Origin of the sequence: Nostoc parmelioides FACHB-3921 (assembly GCF_014696625.1) — a bacterium.
GTDB classification, from domain to species: domain Bacteria; phylum Cyanobacteriota; class Cyanobacteriia; order Cyanobacteriales; family Nostocaceae; genus Trichormus; species Trichormus parmelioides.
On sequence record NZ_JACJQL010000004.1, the window covers coordinates 13,306 to 32,599 of the forward strand.

Below are 19,294 nucleotides of genomic sequence, written 5' to 3' on the forward strand. Positions count from 1 at the left end.
AGCCCTGGGCTGATAACTAAAATTATGAGTAAAGAATTATTTTGTATAGAAAATTTGCGTGTCGCCTATCCGCAGCGTAGTGGGGAAGAACTACAGTGGGCGATTGATGATGTATCTTTTACCTTGCAACCAGGGGAAAGAATGGGGTTGGTAGGTGAATCTGGTTGTGGTAAATCGACCTTGGGAAGGGCGGCGATGCGTTTGTTACCACCTTCTAGTCTGGTGGAAGGGCGGGTGACTTTTCAAGGACAGTCGGTATTTGATTTAACACCAAATGAATTGCGGAAATTTCGGGGCGAGGCTGTAGCTTTAATATTCCAAGACCCGATGACACGCCTTGATCCCCTGATGACTATTGGGAATCACTGTATCGAAACTCTGCAAGCCCATTCACCGGAATTATCAGCCAAGGAAGCCAAAGACAAGGCGCTGGCGACTTTGGAAAAGGTGAAGATTCCGGCTAGTCGTTGGGGTCAGTACCCCCATGAGTTTAGCGGAGGAATGCGCCAAAGGGTAGCGATCGCTCTCGCCCTCCTCCTCAACCCCAAGTTAATTGTCGCTGATGAACCCACCACCAGTTTAGATGTCACTGTCTCGGCTCAGATATTACAAGAGTTAACCCGTCTATGTAGTGAAGAAAACATGGCGCTGTTACTGATTTCTCACGATTTAGCAATGGTAGCTGAGTATTGCGATCGCATCGGTGTAATGTATAACGGCAAAATGGTGGAAATGGGTACGACTGAATCTGTGTTTAAAAACCCCCAACATGAATATACGCGATCGCTCCTCAAAGCAGCTTTACATATTCAAGCAGTAGATGAAGGCAGTAGCCAAGCCTCCCAGTCCCCAATCCCTAGTCCCCAATCGCCAATCCTGCGAATTACAGAACTGAAGCAGTATTACACCATAGAGCCTAACTTTGTAGAACGACTGTTTAAGGCGGAGAGTCAGACTATTAAGGCTGTAGATGGGATTAACTTGGAATTATATCCAGGGGAAATTTTGGGGTTAGTGGGTGAGTCTGGATGCGGTAAGAGTACACTTTCACGGACGATATTACAGTTAATTCGTCCCACATCTGGCAAAGTAGAGTTTTTAGGACAAGATTTAACTAAGTTATCACGCCAAGAAATCCGTGCGGCTCGGCGACAAATTCAAATGGTGTTTCAAGACCCCCATGCTTGTCTGAATCCAGCCATGACGGTGGGAGAAAGTATCGCTGACCCTTTATTAATACATCACCTGGCTGATGCGGCTAAGGCGAAAGAACAAGTTTTGTGGATGTTGCAAAAAGTCGGCTTAACGCCACCAGAAGTTTATTATCAGCGCTACCCCTCGGATTTATCTGGGGGACAACAGCAACGGGTGGCGATCGCTCGTGCGTTGATTACTCGTCCTAAAATGTTAATCTGCGATGAACCTGTGAGTATGTTAGATGCTAGTGTGCAATCGCAAGTGCTGGATTTGATGTTGCAACTCAAGGAAGAATTTGAGTTAACTTATTTGTTTATCACCCATGACTTGTGGTTAGCGCGGTTTTTGTGCGATCGCATTGCTGTTATGCACGGTGGTAAAATTGTCGAACTAGGGGAAACAAAACAGATTTTTGCTCATCCCCAGCATCCATACACCCAAACTCTTTTAGCGGCTGCACCCCTACTTGCAAGAGCCTAGTAGTTCACCAACCCAAAATTGCTGGGCTAGGGCAAGCAGGGGGAGCAGGGGAAGCAGAAGGAGCAGGGGGAGAAAGAGATTTTTTTGCTGCTATTAACCTTGCAAAGTTCTCTTGGCAGACTACTAGTAATACCAATTCAAAATACCCTACGGGTACTCTGCGAGAACGCCTTTGGCGAACGCGTCAGCGTCTCCGACAGGAGAAGGAGAAGAGTAGGCTATGCCAACAAAATTTAAATGAATTTGCAGAGGTATCCCAAAAACCTGTTGCATTATCATTTAAATCACTAAATCTGATTACGAAACTGGGTAAAACTGAAGGGTGAGGAATTAGCTCGAAATCAGAATGGGTTGCAAAATTACCTGGGAAAGCTGTTCGCCATAGATAATCATGGCTATTGTTGATTCACCGTTTTTGGTTCTACAAAAGCTTCTCGACCTGTAATCAATCTGGAGCGACGATTACGAGTGATATAATTCCACGCCCACTGAAATACTACTAGTAATTTAGTGTCAAACTCGATTAAGAAGTAGATGTGAATTAATAGCCAGAATACCCAAGCAATAAAACCTTGCAGCTTAATTAAGCCTAAATCTACGACAGCTAGGTTTTGCCCAATCATTGCCAAACTGCCTACATCATTGTAACGAAATTCTGGCAAAGTTTGACCTTTTAGGCGTTTTTTAATGAGTTTGGCTACATACTCTCCTTGTTGTGTAGCTACGGGTGCAACACCAGGTAAGGGTTTACCATTTTGATGGGAGAAGTTGCCTAAATCTCCCACTACAAAAATGTTTTTGTAACCTCTAACAGTTAAGTCTGGTTCTACAATTACACGTCCGGCATGGTCACACTCTACACCTGTGCGTTCTGCTAGGACTTCTCCCATTGGGGAAGCTTTGACACCTGCTGCCCATAATATAGTTTTTGAGGGAATTTCTTTAACTTCATCGCCATTTTTGAAAGTAACGATGTCATTTTCAATATTGGTCACCCGCGTTTTAGTTTGGATAATTGCACCCAACTTTTGCAAAGATTCTGCTGCTACTTGGGATAACTCTGGCGCAATGTGGGGAAGGATGCGATCGCCCCCTTGCAGTAGTAAAATTTTTGTTTCTGAGGTGTCGATGCTGCGAAAATCTTCTTTGAGGGTTTTGTATGCTAATTCGGCGATCGCCCCCGCTAATTCTACACCAGTCGGGCCGCCCCCTACAATCACAAAAGTCAGCCAAGCACGGCGTTTTTCGGGGTCTGTTTCTTTTTCTGCTGCTTCAAATGCGCCAAATATCCGGCGACGCATTTCTATCGCGTCTTCCACGGTTTTCAAACCGGGTGCAAGGTCTTTCCAGTGGTCTTTCCCAAAATAAGAATGGTTAGCACCTGTGGCGACGATCAATGTATCATACGGTACTACTTTATCATCCAATATAACGTGTTGTGCTTTGGGATTAATATCCTTTACTTCTCCCAGCAATACTTGTGTATTCTTACTTTTACTGAATACAGCTCGTAATGGTGAGGAAATGTCACCAGGTGATAGGGTACCTGTAGCAACTTGATATAAAAGCGGCTGAAATAAGTGAAAGTTACGTTTATCGATAAGAGTAACGCTTACATTTGCTTTCGCAAGAGTCTTTGCTGTATAAAGTCCACCAAAGCCACCACCAACAATTACAACCTGATGTGGTGCTTTTTTTTCACGTGAATTTACCATAAAACATAATTCCTGTGCTAAGAGCGTTGTAACTTTTCTTAACAAAGATGTAGCAGAATTATGCTTAAGGTTGCCGTTTATTCAGAACAATTGAAAAAATCATGAAAGTAGCGAAAGTCATCTTTAGAACTTACCCATGACAACGAAAAATCAAGGACTGGAAAAAACCCTAAACCCTGTCTCAACAGACCACCTGGCGTAAGTCCCAATTTTGTCTTTCTCACCCAAATGGGTGATTTAATTCTCTAAACTATTGACTACATTTGTAACATTAATGTAGTATAAATTCTCCAAGCTAACGCTCGCGCTCTTGGACAGTGTGCATCATGGCTAAATTTAAAGATATTGTCAATTACTTTCGTGACGACTGGAAACTGAGTGCCTTCACTATTGCAGCGTCTAGCGTGTACGAAATTGTGGATTTACTTGTTCCTTATGCAATTGGGCAAATTTTGAATGTTTTGTCCAATCAACCTTTGGATAAACCCTTAGAAGGTGCGATCGCCACCTTATCACAATTAACTAATTACCCAGTTAGCAAACCTCTATCTTTGGGTGTATTAATGGGTTTAATTTTTCTGGTTACCGTAGTGAGAGCGCCGACTCAACCTTGGTTAACCAGTTGGTTTCACTGGGATATAGCCTTAAGGTCACGTCGGAATAAAACTCAATCAGCGATTGAGAAAATTCTCACACTTCCCTTAGAATTTTATGATGTCAATAATCCCGGACGCATTGCCGGAAGAGTAGCTAGAGGTATTACTAATCATACTTGGACATATCCAGAAATAGCTGGACAGTTAATTCCCAAACTGTTTCGTGTTTTAGGAATTTTTGTATTTATCATATTGATTGAATGGCGAATTGCCATTTTATATCTGATTTCTTTCATCGTTATTCTCGGCTTTAGTTTGAAACAGTTACAGAGAATAATTTGGCACGAAAGTCTTCTAGATAAATACGCAGAAAACACCGAAAGTCGCACGTCTGAATTAATCACCAATATCAAAACGGTGAAAGCTTTTGCTACAGAATCAAAAGAACTAAAACGACAAAAACAGCGTTTAGATCGTGAGTTAAAGGTAGTAGATTATCGTATCCACAAAGGCTATGTTAACCTGCTGACTTGGCAAAAAACTGTGATTCAGTTTTGTGTATTTAGCATCTTGGGTTTAACGTTGGCTGCAACAGTAAGCGGTAGGATTTCCCTTGGTCATTTCGTTATGACTTTAACCCTATCTAGCATGGCGTATTCTGAGTTAGAACCAATTAGCACCTTAGCAGAAGTGTTTGCTCGTCGCTATTCCTCCATGCTGAGGTTTCACGAGTTTCTGCAAGAGCCGACTGGATACGATGCGGCTAGTCTTTTGGCAGAAGATGACACATCCTCAGCCTACAAATTTACTGGCAAAGTTGAATTCTCTGGTGTCGGTTTTGGTTATGATGCTAGCCGACAAGTGTTGCAAGATATCAACTTATTAATTGAACCATACCAAACAGTGGCATTAGTCGGGCGCTCCGGTTCTGGTAAGTCTACCTTGGTGAAACTACTTTTGCGCTATTTTGAACCCCAAGATGGGCAAATTTTGATTGATGGTCAAGATATTCGCACCTTGAATGTAGGTAAGTATAGACGCAGACTGGCGATCGTTCACCAAGAAGTAGACGTTTTCAACGGTACTGTTTTAGATAACCTCACCTACGGTAGACCTGAGGCTACTTTTGAGGAAGTCAAAGAAGCCTGTAGAATTGCCAGAGTTGACGAAATAATGCAGCAGTTACCCCAAGGTTATTACACCATTGTCGGGGAACGTGGGGTGAGGTTATCTGGTGGACAAAGACAACGTTTAGGGATTGCGAGAGCCTTACTGGTACAACCCGATGTGCTGATTTTTGATGAAGCCACCTCTAGCCTAGATTATGAATCTGAACGTGCCATTCAATTGGCGATGCGATCGATTCAGGGTACTTGCACCACAATTGTCATTGCTCACCGTCTCAGTACAGTCCGGGAAGCAGACAAGATAGTCGTTCTAGACCAAGGAAAGATTGTCGAAGTTGGTAGCCACGATGAACTGTTGCGTCAAGAAGGTATTTATCGCCGCTTGCACTCTCTCCAAGAAACGGGGGAACTCCTAGATTAGACGGGTACGGGTTTGTAGCGTTAAGCTATTACGCTTTTCAATTACATAGTCACTTGTATGGTTTGTTGACAGTTAACCGTCAACTGTCAACAAAAGAAGATGTGCAAGTTAAAGTCAGGACAGCTTACCACAAGCCTTTATTTCTTCTAATCCAAAAAATTTTTTATCCCCCACTTGCCATTTCTAAAATACGCTGCTATTATTGTAAATCGTGGGACATACGGGTCGGTGTCCGAGTGGTTAATGGAGACGGACTGTAAATCCGTTGGTTTACACCTACGCTGGTTCAAATCCAGCCCGGCCCACCTTCAATTTTAGATTTTGAATTATAACTTAGTTCAAAATCTAAGATTTCAACAAAATTCGCCCGTGTGGCTCAGTGGTAGAGCACACCCTTGGTAAGGGTGAGGTCACGAGTTCAATCCTCGTCACGGGCTTTTAAAGATACACTGTACGTTAACTGATCATTTGTCACTGTTAACAAGGGACTTCCAATTAAAAAATATACTATCATTTGGATGGCAAGGGGGCAGGGAGCAGGGAGAGAAGTCGCAAGGAGGGTTTCCCTCCGGGCGAACTTCGGGAGCAGGGGGAAAGACAGTTGTTTGGAAGCAGATAAATTGGATAGTTTATTTTCTGGAAGTCCCCAAACAAATCACACACCTAAATAGTCTGGGAAAGGTGGTAGCCACGAAGTAGGTAGTTCAAGAAATAAATCAATTGAACTACCTACGTTATTTATATCGTGGCGGAAACCTGACTCACGCGTATTTATTCGCAGTGGTTATTTGTAATGATGTGGGTCATTCATGTATTGTTCGATAATTGCCGAAGAAACTTTACCTGTAGTGTCATCATCTTCTCTTTTTTTAATCACCAGGTTGATTGAATACATCTAAAATATGGCGACAAACTTGTTTAAGCTGATTACCAACTTGAGGCGAAGGTACAGATTCACCAACAAAAGCCCAGTTGTCCACCGTAGACAGTCGCCATACCTCACCCCGATAGTCAAATCCGGCTGCCTCCAAACCGATCGCTCGGCGTAGTTTTGTGATCGGGTCTTGGTAAAATCGGATCTGGATTAAAACACTACGACTGCGCCAAGATTTGCTGACACCTGGAAAATGAAAACCAATATCTATAGAATCTGGATCAACTAACTCTCTAGTTTCCGGATCATTCTTCCAAGGTTTTAAATCTGATTTGGCATCAGGAAATTCAAATTTAAATAAATTAACTACTGTCGCAATCTTGCTGGCGAGTTCAAGGTTGATTGCTTGTTCAGCTGCGTTCACTAATAAAACACTCCTTTATTTTGTCAGTCTAGGGGGAATGTGACAACAAAAAATCGCCAGAAGGCTTATCATATTGGTGTTTTAGCTTATCAATACCTTGGAAATTTCGCAACTCAATATCATGCTTTCCTCATAATGAGGGTGAGGTAAATTGAGTAACGAGTCTTTGATTTCCAGATGGGACAGTATACTAAATTATATTGAGTAATTATACTCAAAAAAAGCTATTACTGCATCCTTTCGAGAAAATACCAAGTGAGCAGATTACAATTCTCGACAAAATCATTTATTAGTAGGAAAAAGATTCTGATTTTGTCAGCTAATCCCACAAATACCGGCTTACTGCGTTTAGATAAGGAAGTCAGGGAAATTCAGACAGGATTAGAACGTGCAAGAAACCGAGATAAATTTGACATTATTACTAAATGGGCGGTGCGTCCTGAAGATTTGCGCCGTGCGCTTCTAGACCATGAGCCGCACATTGTGCATTTTTCTGGTCATGGTTTTGGTCATCAGGGTTTGATACTGGAAAATGATGCGGAGGAAGGCCAACAGGTAAGTACAGAAGCACTGGCTGATTTGTTTGGGTTATTTAAAGACAAAATTGAGTGTGTATTATTAAACGCTTGTTATAGCGAGGTGCAAGCGGAGGCGATTTACCAACACATTGATTGTGTGATGGGGATGAATCAGGGAATTGGGGATGTGGCAGCGATCGCTTTTGCCATTGGGTTTTATGATGCTCTAGGAGCTAATAAATCCTATGAGACGGCTTATGAGTTTGGCTGTAATGCTATTGACCTCAACAGTATTCCTGAATCTTCTACCCCAGTTCTCAAAAGTCGCAAAAATAAAGCTCAGATATCTCAGATAACGCCTGCTGTAACCTTAGAAATTCCTGAGGGACAAGTTCCTCTAGATTCGGCTTTTTATGTGGAACGTCCGCCAGTGGAAGCAGACTGTTACCGACAAATTCTGCAATCTGGGGCTTTGATTCGGATGAAAGCACCGCGACAAATGGGCAAAAGCTCGTTAATGTCCAGGGTGTTGGATCACGCTAGTAAACATGGCTGCAAAGCCACCTCTGTGAACCTCCAGTCAGCCGATGCCGAGTTTTTGGGCAGTTTGGATCTATTTTTACAATGGTTCTGTGTCAGCATTACGGATAGTCTGAATCTGCCAGAAAAGTTAAGCGACTATTGGCAAGGTGTACTGGGAAGTAAGAACAAGTGTACAAATTACTTTCAAAGATATTTGTTACCGGAAATCAATAGTCCCATTGCTTTGGGTTTGGATGAAGTAGACGAAATTTTCAAACATCCCCAAATTGCTACAGATTTTTTCGGGTTGCTGCGGGCTTGGCCTGCCACCTTTAGCCCGGATGGGCAGCGCATCCTCACTGCCTCCGTTGACCAAACAGGGAGGGGTGTGTTTATTTATGCCTGGAATGTGGAAAGTTTGGAGCAATTACTGGCACGGGGTTGTGGGTGGTTGCGTAACTATTTAATTTATGCACCTAATTTGAGTGAGAGTGATAAGCAGGTTTGTAAAAAGGAGTGATAAATGTGTGATGACAAGCGATCGCTCAAACAATAAACATCATCGTTCTCGTTTCAACTCCGGCAATTCTCGTTCCAAGCTCAAATGTTCGGGTTTCATGACGATCGCTTCTCACTTAAATCATGATAATTGCATAATGACAGGCGATCGCTCAAGAAATTAACAGCGTTGTTTGTGTTCTGAGGCTGAAGTTTCGTGTTCTGAGAGCGATCGCTCTATAGTAGAAAGTAATTATTTCGTGTAATGACCTATGAAAGCTGAAGAATATCCTTTTGTCCAGGAGTTAATCACAGATAAACAAGGTCAAGTTCTCAAAGTAGTTCTAGAGTTTGAAGAATATCAGCGTCTATTAGAAGCCATTGAAGACGAGGGACTCTATCGAGCTATGCAAACAGTCAGCAATGAACAACCTTTGAGTTTAAATGAAGCGCTTCAAGAACTTGAACAGTTATGAACTGTGAATATCTACCAACTTTTATTAAAGACCTCAAGGCACTTAAAAGTACCCCAGTATTTGAGTCAATTAAATCGCTTGTTTTCGAGCAAATTCCTGGGTATTCCAGTTTGGATGAGATTATTCATCTGAAAAAACTCAAAGACGCTGACAGTGCTTATCGCGTTCGAGTGGGCGACTACCGTATAGGTTTTACAGTCGCAGGCGATACAATCACTTTTGTTCGTGTACTGCACCGTAAGGATATTTACCGCTACTTCCCTTAATGGCGATCGCTCAAGAAATTAACAGCGTAATTCGAGTTATGAGGGCGATCGCACTATATTATTGAGAAAGTAAACCTGCATTCAATACTTTGGTGATGCGATCGCTAGAAAATTGCAAGTGGGCTAAAGTGTAAATATCCCCTTGTTTACCCCATTGTTTTAGTTGGGTGTCAATAGCGTTTTGCAACTGGCGTAATTCATACCAAGCTATTGTGCTGCCATCTTCGGGTATATCCAGATGATGTAAAACCATTTCCAGCAAGATATCTAAATATTCTCGTTGCAACGAACGGCGGATGCTAGAAATTGGCTGTGGTTCTGCTGTGGTGAAAACTTCCGTCCAGATACCTTGTTGCAAGGTGTCGAATAATTCTGGTATGGAAAGGGCTTGCTGGGAGGGGCTTTTCAGTTCTATATCTTGTAAACGATGCAGACGTTCACTATCTAAGAGCGATCGTAATATAAAGCGTTGAAAATTCAAAACACGTTCGTGAATGGGATAGTCAAGGCGGTTGTTGGGTACAGAACTGCCCCAATGTTGCCAGCGAGATGGGGCTAACTGATTGAGTAATTTTGGTGAAAAACTAAAAGCATCCTCAGCAAATACATACTCTTGTAACTCTGCTAAAGCTTGACGTTGTTTGCTCAGGGGAACAGGCACAAATGCCCAAGAACTATCATCAGTCGCATGAGTCCGGCGAAAAGATTGCCCACCAATATATTTAGAAAGTAGAGCAGCGTTACGAAAATAATATTTCAATACTCGATTAAATAAAACGCGCAAATGACTATAGCTTTCTCCTTTGGGTAGATAATGCTCGTCCAGGCGTTGCCACATGGCGCGAGCGTTATCCATTTGCCATTGCGAATAAACCAGCACATCACTACTCATATCCCAGACATTCGCCAAAGGATTGATATCCCAAATATCTTCATCTGTGGCATAAGATAATTCTGGTTGAGGCGATGCTAAGGCAATTTGCTGTAAAAAACTTCTTTCTACTGCCGGCGTAACTACCTCATCTACTTTATGAGGGCTGTATTTATAACCGTACTCAATCGCCCATTCATCATAGGGGCCAATCACTCCGGGAAAATAGTCCCCTTGTTCTACTCCCTGGGGTGCAATGTTCACAGGTAGATAGTCCATCACCGAACCGACTAAACCCTTGGCGCGAGTGATTTCTCTATTATTTAATTCTTGGGGCGCTAACATGGTGCTACCGTGAAAGTTGTGGCGCAAACCCAGAGTATGACCGACTTCATGAGCCACAAGATAGCGCAAGTATTGATGCACATACTCCTCCATTGTTTCCCTACTAGGTTGAGTATTTTGCAACAGTGATAACGCCAAAGCTCCCATAGCGGCTTGCTCAGAAGTATTTTGGCTATAGCAGAGTTCGGAGGAATGGAGGGGTGTAGGGGTATAGGGGTGTAGGGGTGTGGGGGTATAGGGGTGTAGGGGTGTAGGGGTGTAGGGGTGTGGGGGTGTGGGGTGTAGGGGTGTGGGGGAGGAATATTGGTTAATATCCCCCTGCTCCCGAAGTTCGCCCGGAGGGAAACCCTCCTTGCGACTTCTCTTCCTGCCCCCTGCCCCCCTGCCTCCTGCCTCTCTGCACATATCCCCCGTAGACAAATTATCATTCATCAACGCTCGGTACTCATGCTGAACTGATAGCACCATGTTGGCATCGATGATGATATCTGCGTCCAAAATTTCCCCTGTGAGGGGATTAACACGGATTGGCCCTTTAGCAAAACCTGCATCCAGAGAATTGAACCAGCGAATAGTGTTGTAGCGGACATCGGCTGGTTGCCAGTCGGCATCATCTGGCATTTGTCGCACTTCGATAGCGTTGACAAATCCGGCTTTAGCAAATGCTTTATTCCACATGAGTACACCTTCCCGAATCGCTTGGCGATATTGCTGGGGTACAGCATTTTCAATCCAAAACACTATCGGTTGTTTGGGTACAGATGCAGGTGCATCCGGGTCAGATGGTTCCAAATGCCAACGATTGATGTAACGTACAAAGGATTCTTGAGTGTTGTGATGAGAGAAGTCCTGAAAAGCAGTAATAAAATATCCAACTCGGTCATCGGCTAGCCTGGGAATGTAGCCATTGTTTTCTTGAAGTTGGGAAAAACTGTAGTGTACCTTGAGGGTGAGCGCTCGGCTATCGGGTAAGGTGACTGAATTTGCTCCTTCTGGTGAGGAAAAACCGTAAACTGCATCGATTTCTAGATTTTCCGGCAAGCTATTAACATCCCCGAAATAGGATTTACTTGCTTCTAGGCGATAGTCTGCCTGCAAAGAGTATTTCAATAGAGGTGTTAACCCTGGAAAGTCCTGCATCAACAGGTCGTCCAAGTTGATGAGAATACTTTTACTACGTGAATCAATGCTGTTGATGGGTAGTGAATAAAGAACTGAATCGCTAAATGAACGAGCAAGCGATCGCTGTTCTGGTTGACTTGCATCTGTACGGAATTTAACATTACGCACTACAAAATGCAAATTATTATTGACTCGCTGAAAATAGAACAGATAATCAGCCAGGGGTGAACCGCTATAAATACCACTTTCCCCCACACCCGACTCTAATGTCACCGTAGCTAAATAGTTTTTATTTAATTGTTCTGGCTTAATTTCTAAGAAAATATCCCCAAAATTTTCCCGACTATAAAGAGTAAAAAGCCCTTGTAGTTTCTTGGTTCCTTTAACTAATTCACGAAATCGCCAAAAATCTTCCTGTGGCCTTTCCCCAAGATTATTTTCGGCAACAGCTAAGTTTTCTACTACGGGGTGTGTATTGAATTGCTCTATATCAAGGCGTGTCAGTTGCTCGGCTCTTACATAATAAGTATTGAGTAAGAAACTATACAGAAATACTACAAATATTACTAATCTAGTTAACCAGTATCTCATCCTTTAGTTTTCTGCCTGAAGCGGTTTTCTTGTAGAAAAAATGTAGATTAATTCATCGTCTGTAAGCTGTACAAATACTTAGGAGATGCTCAGAACTTACATGTACATAAATTTACTTGAGTCAACCAACACAGCTAACCCAAAAGCCGTGTGTGATTTGAATGCGGTGAGCCTTATTCTGTAATTTTTCATTTATAAAATAAAATTGCTTATTTAGCCATATTTATTTCTTAAGACATATATCTTATCAGTCTAAAGATAGATGTATGAGAAGTATATCTGCATTGAATGTGAAAAATTGTAATGAATGCTACGCTGAAAAGCTGATAAATCTTAAATTAGGTGATCACCTAGCATCCCGCAGGCAACGTAGAGATAGTTTGTAACCAAGGAGAGGCGATCGCTATAATATTTTTCAGTAAAAAATTATCATCAATATACTGATATAAAACCCCTCTTTTGGTAGTAGCTCCATCAAATTACTTCAGCATCAGTCTAATAAATTTCATACTTTTTATACCCCATACGTATGAGGTCAAAAGCTGCTCATTTAAAGGAAGCTGTTTATAGAACACTTAATTAGTTCTGTACCAAAGTTTTCTCAAAGACTTGGCTCTTAGCTAATGACTGTATGAGGTGATAAGGATGAAACTAGAGATTTTAGCGACAACAGCACTACTAAGTACGATGGCTCTAACTGCTCCAGTCCAAGCTGCAAACCCCCAACATATCCAACAATTATTAACTACTAAGAGTTGTCCGGGATGTAATCTAACAGGAGCAAACTTACAGCAAGCTCACTTAATTGGTGCTGACTTAAGAAATGCTAATTTAGCAGGAGCTAACCTCAAAAGTGCTAACCTAGAAGGCGCTGATTTAACTGGTGCGAACCTCAAAGGAGCTAATTTAAGTCAAGTTTTTGCTAGCGATGCTAGTTTCAGTGCTACTAATTTGGCAGGAGTTAAACTCATCAACGCCGAACTCTACAATGCTGATTTAGAAGGCGCTATTCTGGCCAATGCTGATTTAAGAGGAGCTATCTTATACGGTGCATTATACGGTGGCTATTCTAGGTGAAGCGAGAAAATCATGACTTTAATCACACCTGCATTCGTGACTTTTGTCCTATTTAGCCATACAACTCTAGTTTTAAGATTAACAATGGCTTGGCTTTAGCAGGCCACAAATAATTTTCTGGAAATTTTATTCACGGAGCATAAATTTACTATGGCCTTCCGTCTTCCCGTAATAGCTACTGCTTTTATGGTTACCAGCATCAGTATTGGTACAATGTTGAGTGTTGCTCCCCCCGCCTCAGCTCAACAAATCGTAACTTGTGAGAGTCGAAATAATCGCAGGAACGTCTGTATTGCACCTTCAACAGGTAGAGTGAGGTTAGTTAGGCAGTTGTCTAATGCTAGCTGTAGAGGAAATTGGGGTCAGAACAGAAATCGTATTTGGGTGAGAAACGGTTGTCGAGCCGAGTTCTCAGTTGCTAATTCTAGATACGGCAGAGGCGGTAGGTATGATAGAGACAGCAGATACAACAGAGACAGAGACAGAGATAGCAGATACAACAGAGACGATAGGTATAACAGATGGTAGCTCTAGTAGTTCACTAATCACACTATGAGAGGTCATAGATATCCTACTTTTTTGAAAAGTCGGGGATATGAACACCCGCAATCTGTCAAAATCAACTGGGTAGAAAGATTACCTAAAATTAACGTGCGCCTCTGTTAGAGACTCACGTTAATTTTATTAGCGGTTTACCAATTACCACCCTCTAAAAATAATTTATCGAATTAAATATAATAACTAGTCATACCTATGTTTTTTTGATTTTATTACTTCAATAACATCATCATGACGTTGACCATCGATAATATCTTTTAAATGAATTTTACCCTCAATATACTGAAGATGCAGTCGCCATCCTGATAATTTATCAATATCAGCACGATATATTGCCTGTTTTATACCTTTGACTTTACGGAGTCTAGTTTTGGGAAAAGTTCTAGTTCGATGACATTCATGATCTTCTAGTTCTGCCAAAGCTTCTAGAAAATCAATTTTTAGATGATCAGGTAAGATATCCATAGCCTCATGAATGACACCATGCTCATCTAAAAGTGGCTTAATCCGTGACATCAGTTAGAGTGAACCTCAAGTTCTTGATTTTTCATACTGAAATCGTGATAGAGAGATTCAGCTATTGAATTGTAAGCTTTTGAAGCGTCTTCAGTATGGACTACTCTAAATAACGTTATTACCGTCACGTCAAAAATTGGATCGTCGTCAATAGTAATTATTAATCTGACATCTTTGTCGATAATCAAAGCGTAAAGAGAAGATTCATAATCTGCATCAAGCTTGATATCTTTTAATCTAAAAGCTTGATTTTCCAATAACTTTTTATTTTTTGATAACAACTCAACGTAGCGATTGAGCTTTTTAATTATTTTAAATTTTTCTTTATTATTAAACTTGTTTAAATCGTGTTCAAATTCTTTTGTGGACTCAATAAGTATTTCCATTTAACTGATTCCAGACCTGAAACACTAAACTAACTTCAAATTTAACCCATAACTATAAAAAATTGAGTATTCCCAAGATATTTATCGGGAAAATCAATGATATGGATAGAATTAAGCTATGGCGCTTTTAAATTGCATAGTTGCTTGTATGTTTTGTTAACGGCTGACGGTTGACAGCTAACAATTAACAGTCAACACGAAAAAATTTGCAGTTTAAAGCAAGAGGAGCTTATAACTATCTATTATTCACTACGTTAAGTATACCTGCATAAAAACAGCGATCGCCCTCAGAAATTAGCATACATAAAGTTGTAGTGAGGATAAGTTGTATTTAACACCACATTTCTTATGCCAAATACAGGATTTTCCCCTTTATTCATACTGATATTAGGACTTACTCTGACTCAAACTATCGGCTGTACAAATAATCCAGATGATTCCGCCGTCGCCCAAACTTCAACGAAGCCAGAACCTCAAATTGTTGTACAACCAGGAGAAATTAGGGCTTTACCAGGAAAGTTAGATAACATCCCTGTATTTAACAGTAATAGCCCAGAGTGGGTAAAAACTGAGGGAATTTTGCTGTCTACTTTCCCCACCAATGGTAAAAAAACACCAGCAGCACACCTCAATTTTCCGTTTCAGGGACGGTTTGATTTATTCGCTCACCATTACACCCACACACCTAAGGATTTACAAACGCTTTACTTGGGGGTCATTGTCAATAATCCTAGTAAAAAACCTGTGACAGTAGATGTCTTGCAAGCAGCCAGTTATCTCATGCAGGATGCACCCTTTGTCACCTTACCCCCCTACATAGAAAACAACGATGGTAAAGCCTACTCAGGGCCAGGGGCTAGGGCTGTTGCTGATGTGCTGCGGGGTGTGAGACAGGCTGATTTTCCTGCTAAGTTGGTGATTCCCCCTGGACAAAGCCGGATGTTGCTGAATCATCCTATTCCTGTGCGGAATTTGGCAAAGCCTGTCAATGGTCGGTCAAGTTTTTTGCGGTTACGGAGCAGTGATAAAATTTATACAGCAAGCTTGGCAATGTTTGCTAAAAAAAATACTGATGGTTCTGACCGTGCGCCTACTATGGCTGAATGGCAGGCTTTACTCAATAATGGTAACTTTGCTGGGCCACGGGATAAAACGCCTACCCCACCCAATGCTACCAGTGGGGCGTTGATTTATGGGCGCGTGGCTGGTGTTTCTCAAGGTTCCCAATGGCAAGCTATTCTCACTGATAATCCCCAGGCAACAACTCTCACTATACCTCAAGTCGGCAAAGCTATTTCTTATCCTATAGTGACTCTGCGTGGTGGTCGATTAGGTACAGGACAAAGCCAAACGGCTAAGATGCTGGTGCGTTATCCTGATACAGCTTATGAAGCGCATGGTAATTACGGTGTGGAATATAACCTCAACTTACCCTTGAAAAATAATACTAACCAAACCCAAAAGGTGACTGTGACTTTAGCAACACCTTTAAAGGAAGATAAGTTATCTCAAGGTGGTGTAAGCTTTCGTAAACCTTCCCTAGATTTTCCCTTTTTCCGAGGTACAGTCAGGCTACGTTACTTTGATGACCAGGGAAAACAAAAGACGCGTTACGTACATTTGTGGCATAGAACCGGACAGGTTTTAGAACCATTAGTACAGTTTGTTATGCCGCCATCAAGTAGACGCAATGTGCAGGTAGATGTAATTTATCCACCAGATTCCACACCACCCCAGGTTTTGACTGTGAGAACTTTGTAAATTAATAATTAGCGATCGCTCGATCTAGATAAAATATGACAAGCGTAGGCTAGGCCTACGCGCAAACTTACTTACCTCCGTAGAAAAAGGCAATGTCTTTTTCTTTCAGGGGTGCAAAGCCTGCTTCTATGAGCAATTGATCAAGTTCTGCTTGAGGAATATGTTTTGCGCCAATACGGATGATGCGCGATCGCATAGTATTAGATACACCACTACGCTGTCTATTTGCTTCCAAGGCCATGACTTTGTGATATAGTTCCAGCTTCACAGAGGGAATAGGTGTACCATCAAAATCGATACCTTTAGCGATCGCTTCATCAATAGCATCAGCACCTTTCGTATCAGAATTGGCTACGTTGGTTTCAGCAGTCATGATAATTTTTTCTAATTTTATAGGTATATCTTACCAGTCAAGTCGCTTCGCTCCAATTCAAAATTCAAAATTCAAAATTCAAAATAAAGACAGGACGAGAGTTTGAGGCTGTATATCTATCGCATTCTTTTTTCAAATTGCTATTATTTTTCGCGTTCTTTAAGTAATAAGTAATGGCCATTTACTCATTACTTATTTAATTTGGTTCACCGATGATGACACCAACACTGTATGAATAAAAAATAGGTAAATCAATTACCAATACGCCAAATTCTCATAGTGTTATCTTCACTACCACTAACTAGGTTTGTGCCGTCGGGAGTAAAAGCTACAGATGTCACAGTATTTTCATGTCCTTCTAGGGTGCGAATTTCCTCACCAGTTTCCAAATTCCACAACTTGATAGTCTGGTCGCGGCTGGCGCTGGCGAGGATGTTACCATCTGGACTAAAGGCAATTGATGTAATTGTTTCCGTACTACCTTTTAATGTACGGACTCTAGTACCTGCGCCTACCTTCCAAATTTTAATCGTGCGATCGCGGCTGGCACTAGCAAGAGTGTTACCATCGGGGTTAAAAGCAATTGATGTAACTGTTTCGCCATTTCCCGCCAGTGTGTGAGTTAAAGTTCCAGTTTCTAAGTTCCAAATTTTCACAGTTTTATCAAAACTGCCACTAGCAATATTCACACCATCGGGACTAATAGCAACGGAACGCACCCAAAATGTATGTCCGGTGAGGGTATTAATCAATCTTCCTGTATTTAAATTCCAGACTTTAACGGTGTTATCATCACTACCACTAACTAAGGTTTTGCCATTGGGACTGATGGCGAGGGTATGAACTGCATCGCTATGTCCTGTTATGGTGCGAATTACTTGCCCAGTTTTCAAATTCCAGATTTTGATAGTGTTATCGTCACTACCACTAACTAAAGTTTTCCCATCTGGGCTAAAAACTACAGCATTCACTTTTCGGGAGTGTCCGTTCAAGGTAGAAATATCTTCACCTGTAGCTAACTGCCAAATTTTAATGGTGCGATCGCTACCACAGCTAGCTATGATTTGACCATTAGGACTAATAGCGAGGGAAACAAACGCGTTTTCGTCACTGGGAAGAGTGTTAGCCAGAGAAATAGTTCTCAAAGTTGTTTTGTGGGGCTGTGCTAAAACCACTTCACCAGCCTTATTCTGAGTTAATCTGGCGGATAAACTGCTGTAAATCCGTAGATATTGGCTAAACCAAGATTCGCTAAAACCAAATAGCAAAACTAAAGCACTAAGCAAGACTACACTTCTTAGTAGGGAATATTTCTTGGGTGACTTAGATAAATATGTCGTCTGAGGTACAGGGATTTTTCCAGAAGTCTGGCCGGCGGCTGGTAAAGCGAGGGGCTGTTTGGGAGTGATATCTTTAATAACTTCATCAGCCGATGTGTAGCGGTGCTTGAGGTCTTTTTGCAGCAGCTTGTCCAGCACAAAATCTAATTCAGGCGTTAAGGGACTGCGTAAATATTGCCGCCAATTGGACACCCAGCTATAACCGTGTTCCATCCACAATTGGAATGGCGAAACACTAGTTATGAGGTGAAAGCAGGTAGCCCCCAAGGCAAACAAATCACTAGCAGCATAAGCCTTACCATCCCGAATTTGTTCTAGTGGTGAGTAACCATGTGAGCCAATGGATGTGCCAAAATTCTGTACTTTGGCGGTTAATTGTTTAGATGAACCAAAGTCAATGAGATTTAATCGCCCATCGGTGCGACACCGGATAATATTTTCCGGTTTGATATCTCGATGAATCACACCGCGATCGTGGATAAACTTAAGAACAGGAAGTAAATCTAGCAAAATTGCTTGAATTTCTCCTGGTCGATAATTCTTACGCTGCTGCAACTCTTTGAGGAGATTTTGCCCATTAATAAACTGCTGCACCAAATATAGGCAGTTATCTTGCTCAAAATAAGCCATCAAGGTGGGAATTTGGGGGTGTTCGCCAAGTTCTTGTAAGCGCTTGGCTTCCTCAGCAAATAACTCCACAGCTTTTTTTTGCGACCAAGTACCTTGAAATTTCGGTGCTAGTTGCTTAATAACACAAGGTTCATTTAATTTATCTTTATCTTCTGATAAATAAGTTCTGCCAAATCCCCCCTCATCAGAAAGTACTCGAACAACACGAAAACGATTCCTCAAAAGCGGTACTAAGGTAGTACCACAACTTTGACACGACTTTTTTCCATCAGGATTTAATGGATTTAGGCAATCTGGATTTAAGCAGCAGATCATGTTCTGACAGGCGCGGCTGCATGAAAATGTATATGAACTTTGTCCCGAAATTCCCCTGGTGAAGAGTAGCTCTCACATACGTTTGGTAGACGACGCTGGCTGAGGAATTTGGGGCGCTTTTATATCGTAAATCCTGGTAAATGCTGAACAGTCTTGCTTTTTACAGCAAAACTCGGAGAGCTAGATAATTTATTATTCTCCAGATTATAGAATATTCCGAATTGAATTGGGGATTGGGGATTGGGGACAAAAAAAGTAAAAAGTAAAAAGGTAAAAGATTTTTTCTTTTGACTTT

Annotated in this window: 15 protein-coding genes, 2 tRNA genes and 1 pseudogene; 11 read left to right on the top strand and 7 right to left on the bottom strand. The window is 41.6% G+C overall.

Annotation, left to right across the window (positions count from 1 at the left end; translation table 11 throughout):
* Positions 1-24 precede the first annotated feature (24 nt).
* The gene (locus H6G14_RS04430; RefSeq protein WP_190565935.1) at positions 25-1,677 is read left to right on the top strand and encodes a dipeptide ABC transporter ATP-binding protein; all 1,653 of its coding nucleotides are present in this window, start codon (positions 25-27) and stop codon (positions 1,675-1,677) included.
* Positions 1,678-2,072: 395 nt separating this feature from the next.
* On the opposite strand, the gene H6G14_RS04435 is transcribed toward H6G14_RS04430, so the two are convergent.
* The gene (locus H6G14_RS04435; protein ID WP_190565936.1) at positions 2,073-3,392 is read right to left on the bottom strand and encodes an NAD(P)/FAD-dependent oxidoreductase; all 1,320 of its coding nucleotides are present in this window, start codon (positions 3,390-3,392) and stop codon (positions 2,073-2,075) included.
* 326 nt (positions 3,393-3,718) lie between these two features.
* Between H6G14_RS04435 and H6G14_RS04440 the strand changes: the two genes are divergently transcribed.
* The 3 genes from H6G14_RS04440 (at position 3,719) to H6G14_RS04450 (ending at position 5,973) form a co-directional block, all read left to right on the top strand.
* Complete coding sequence (locus H6G14_RS04440) at positions 3,719-5,536, top strand: ABC transporter ATP-binding protein (protein ID WP_190565937.1); 1,818 nt, start codon at positions 3,719-3,721, stop codon at positions 5,534-5,536.
* A gap of 222 nt (positions 5,537-5,758) precedes the next feature.
* Positions 5,759-5,841, top strand: a tRNA-Tyr gene (locus H6G14_RS04445).
* Positions 5,842-5,901: 60 nt separating this feature from the next.
* Positions 5,902-5,973 (top strand) — tRNA-Thr (locus H6G14_RS04450).
* A 432-nt stretch (positions 5,974-6,405) separates the two neighbouring features.
* Here H6G14_RS04450 and H6G14_RS04455 read toward each other — a convergent pair.
* Positions 6,406-6,834: a hypothetical protein gene (locus tag H6G14_RS04455; protein ID WP_190565938.1), complete on the bottom strand. Its 429-nt coding sequence runs from the start codon at positions 6,832-6,834 to the stop codon at positions 6,406-6,408.
* 288 nt (positions 6,835-7,122) lie between these two features.
* On the opposite strand from H6G14_RS04455, the pseudogene H6G14_RS04460 reads away from it, so the two are divergent.
* The 4 genes and pseudogenes from H6G14_RS04460 to H6G14_RS04475 all read left to right on the top strand — a co-directional run.
* A pseudogene (locus tag H6G14_RS04460) lies at positions 7,123-8,196 on the top strand (AAA-like domain-containing protein); the annotation flags it as partial.
* A 208-nt stretch (positions 8,197-8,404) separates the two neighbouring features.
* Positions 8,405-8,557: a hypothetical protein gene (locus H6G14_RS04465; RefSeq protein WP_190565939.1), complete on the top strand. Its 153-nt coding sequence runs from the start codon at positions 8,405-8,407 to the stop codon at positions 8,555-8,557.
* Between the two features lie 87 nt (positions 8,558-8,644).
* Positions 8,645-8,848: a hypothetical protein gene (locus H6G14_RS04470; protein WP_190565940.1), complete on the top strand. Its 204-nt coding sequence runs from the start codon at positions 8,645-8,647 to the stop codon at positions 8,846-8,848.
* Positions 8,845-9,114 carry a type II toxin-antitoxin system RelE family toxin gene (locus H6G14_RS04475; RefSeq protein WP_190565941.1) on the top strand — a complete coding sequence of 90 codons (270 nt, stop codon included), beginning with the start codon at positions 8,845-8,847 and terminating at the stop codon, positions 9,112-9,114. The genes H6G14_RS04470 and H6G14_RS04475 overlap by 4 nt, the downstream gene beginning before the upstream one ends.
* A 58-nt stretch (positions 9,115-9,172) precedes the next feature.
* Here the strand turns inward: H6G14_RS04475 and H6G14_RS04480 are convergent, their stop codons facing one another.
* A complete protein-coding gene (locus tag H6G14_RS04480; RefSeq protein ID WP_190565942.1) occupies positions 9,173-12,043 on the bottom strand; it encodes a zinc-dependent metalloprotease in 2,871 nt (956 codons plus the stop codon).
* A 645-nt stretch (positions 12,044-12,688) separates the two neighbouring features.
* Here H6G14_RS04480 and H6G14_RS04485 point away from each other — a divergent pair.
* Together H6G14_RS04485 and H6G14_RS34315 are read left to right on the top strand one after the other, a co-directional pair.
* Positions 12,689-13,120 (top strand): pentapeptide repeat-containing protein, encoded by a 432-nt coding sequence (locus tag H6G14_RS04485; RefSeq protein ID WP_190565943.1) that lies wholly within the window; start codon positions 12,689-12,691, stop codon positions 13,118-13,120.
* Between the two features lie 213 nt (positions 13,121-13,333).
* A complete protein-coding gene (locus tag H6G14_RS34315) occupies positions 13,334-13,648 on the top strand; it encodes a DUF3011 domain-containing protein (protein ID WP_422394067.1) in 315 nt (104 codons plus the stop codon).
* A gap of 213 nt (positions 13,649-13,861) precedes the next feature.
* Here the strand turns inward: H6G14_RS34315 and H6G14_RS04495 are convergent, their stop codons facing one another.
* The gene (locus H6G14_RS04495; RefSeq protein WP_010994610.1) at positions 13,862-14,194 is read right to left on the bottom strand and encodes a hypothetical protein; all 333 of its coding nucleotides are present in this window, start codon (positions 14,192-14,194) and stop codon (positions 13,862-13,864) included.
* Complete coding sequence (locus H6G14_RS04500; protein ID WP_190565945.1) at positions 14,194-14,580, bottom strand: hypothetical protein; 387 nt, start codon at positions 14,578-14,580, stop codon at positions 14,194-14,196. The genes H6G14_RS04495 and H6G14_RS04500 overlap by 1 nt, the downstream gene beginning before the upstream one ends.
* A gap of 348 nt (positions 14,581-14,928) precedes the next feature.
* Here H6G14_RS04500 and H6G14_RS04505 point away from each other — a divergent pair, with 348 nt between their 5' ends.
* Positions 14,929-16,341 carry a DUF3370 domain-containing protein gene (locus H6G14_RS04505; RefSeq protein ID WP_190565946.1) on the top strand — a complete coding sequence of 471 codons (1,413 nt, stop codon included), beginning with the start codon at positions 14,929-14,931 and terminating at the stop codon, positions 16,339-16,341.
* Positions 16,342-16,408: 67 nt separating this feature from the next.
* On the opposite strand, the gene H6G14_RS04510 is transcribed toward H6G14_RS04505, so the two are convergent.
* Complete coding sequence (locus H6G14_RS04510) at positions 16,409-16,714, bottom strand: small RNA NsiR4-regulated ssr1528 family protein (protein WP_190565947.1); 306 nt, start codon at positions 16,712-16,714, stop codon at positions 16,409-16,411.
* A 251-nt stretch (positions 16,715-16,965) separates the two neighbouring features.
* Entirely contained in the window at positions 16,966-18,999 is a 2,034-nt protein-coding gene (locus tag H6G14_RS04515; RefSeq protein ID WP_190565948.1) for a serine/threonine-protein kinase, read from the bottom strand.
* Between the last annotated feature and the right edge of the window lie 295 nt (positions 19,000-19,294).

Bases quoted from the DNA above. Each gene is read 5' to 3' on its own strand.
- H6G14_RS04510 (WP_190565947.1), bottom strand. From the start codon at position 16,714: ATGACTGCTGAAACCAACGTAGCCAATTCTGATACGAAAGGTGCTGAT.
- H6G14_RS04500 (WP_190565945.1), bottom strand. From the start codon at position 14,580: ATGGAAATACTTATTGAGTCCACAAAAGAATTTGAACACGATTTAAAC.
- H6G14_RS04430 (WP_190565935.1), top strand. From the start codon at position 25: ATGAGTAAAGAATTATTTTGTATAGAAAATTTGCGTGTCGCCTATCCG.
- H6G14_RS04505 (WP_190565946.1), top strand. From the start codon at position 14,929: ATGCCAAATACAGGATTTTCCCCTTTATTCATACTGATATTAGGACTT.
- H6G14_RS04465 (WP_190565939.1), top strand. From the start codon at position 8,405: ATGACAAGCGATCGCTCAAACAATAAACATCATCGTTCTCGTTTCAAC.
- H6G14_RS04480 (WP_190565942.1), bottom strand. From the start codon at position 12,043: ATGAGATACTGGTTAACTAGATTAGTAATATTTGTAGTATTTCTGTAT.
- H6G14_RS34315 (WP_422394067.1), top strand. From the start codon at position 13,334: ATGTTGAGTGTTGCTCCCCCCGCCTCAGCTCAACAAATCGTAACTTGT.
- H6G14_RS04435 (WP_190565936.1), bottom strand. From the start codon at position 3,392: ATGGTAAATTCACGTGAAAAAAAAGCACCACATCAGGTTGTAATTGTT.
- H6G14_RS04485 (WP_190565943.1), top strand. From the start codon at position 12,689: ATGAAACTAGAGATTTTAGCGACAACAGCACTACTAAGTACGATGGCT.
- H6G14_RS04515 (WP_190565948.1), bottom strand. From the start codon at position 18,999: ATGATCTGCTGCTTAAATCCAGATTGCCTAAATCCATTAAATCCTGAT.
- H6G14_RS04470 (WP_190565940.1), top strand. From the start codon at position 8,645: ATGAAAGCTGAAGAATATCCTTTTGTCCAGGAGTTAATCACAGATAAA.
- H6G14_RS04495 (WP_010994610.1), bottom strand. From the start codon at position 14,194: ATGTCACGGATTAAGCCACTTTTAGATGAGCATGGTGTCATTCATGAG.
- H6G14_RS04475 (WP_190565941.1), top strand. From the start codon at position 8,845: ATGAACTGTGAATATCTACCAACTTTTATTAAAGACCTCAAGGCACTT.
- H6G14_RS04440 (WP_190565937.1), top strand. From the start codon at position 3,719: ATGGCTAAATTTAAAGATATTGTCAATTACTTTCGTGACGACTGGAAA.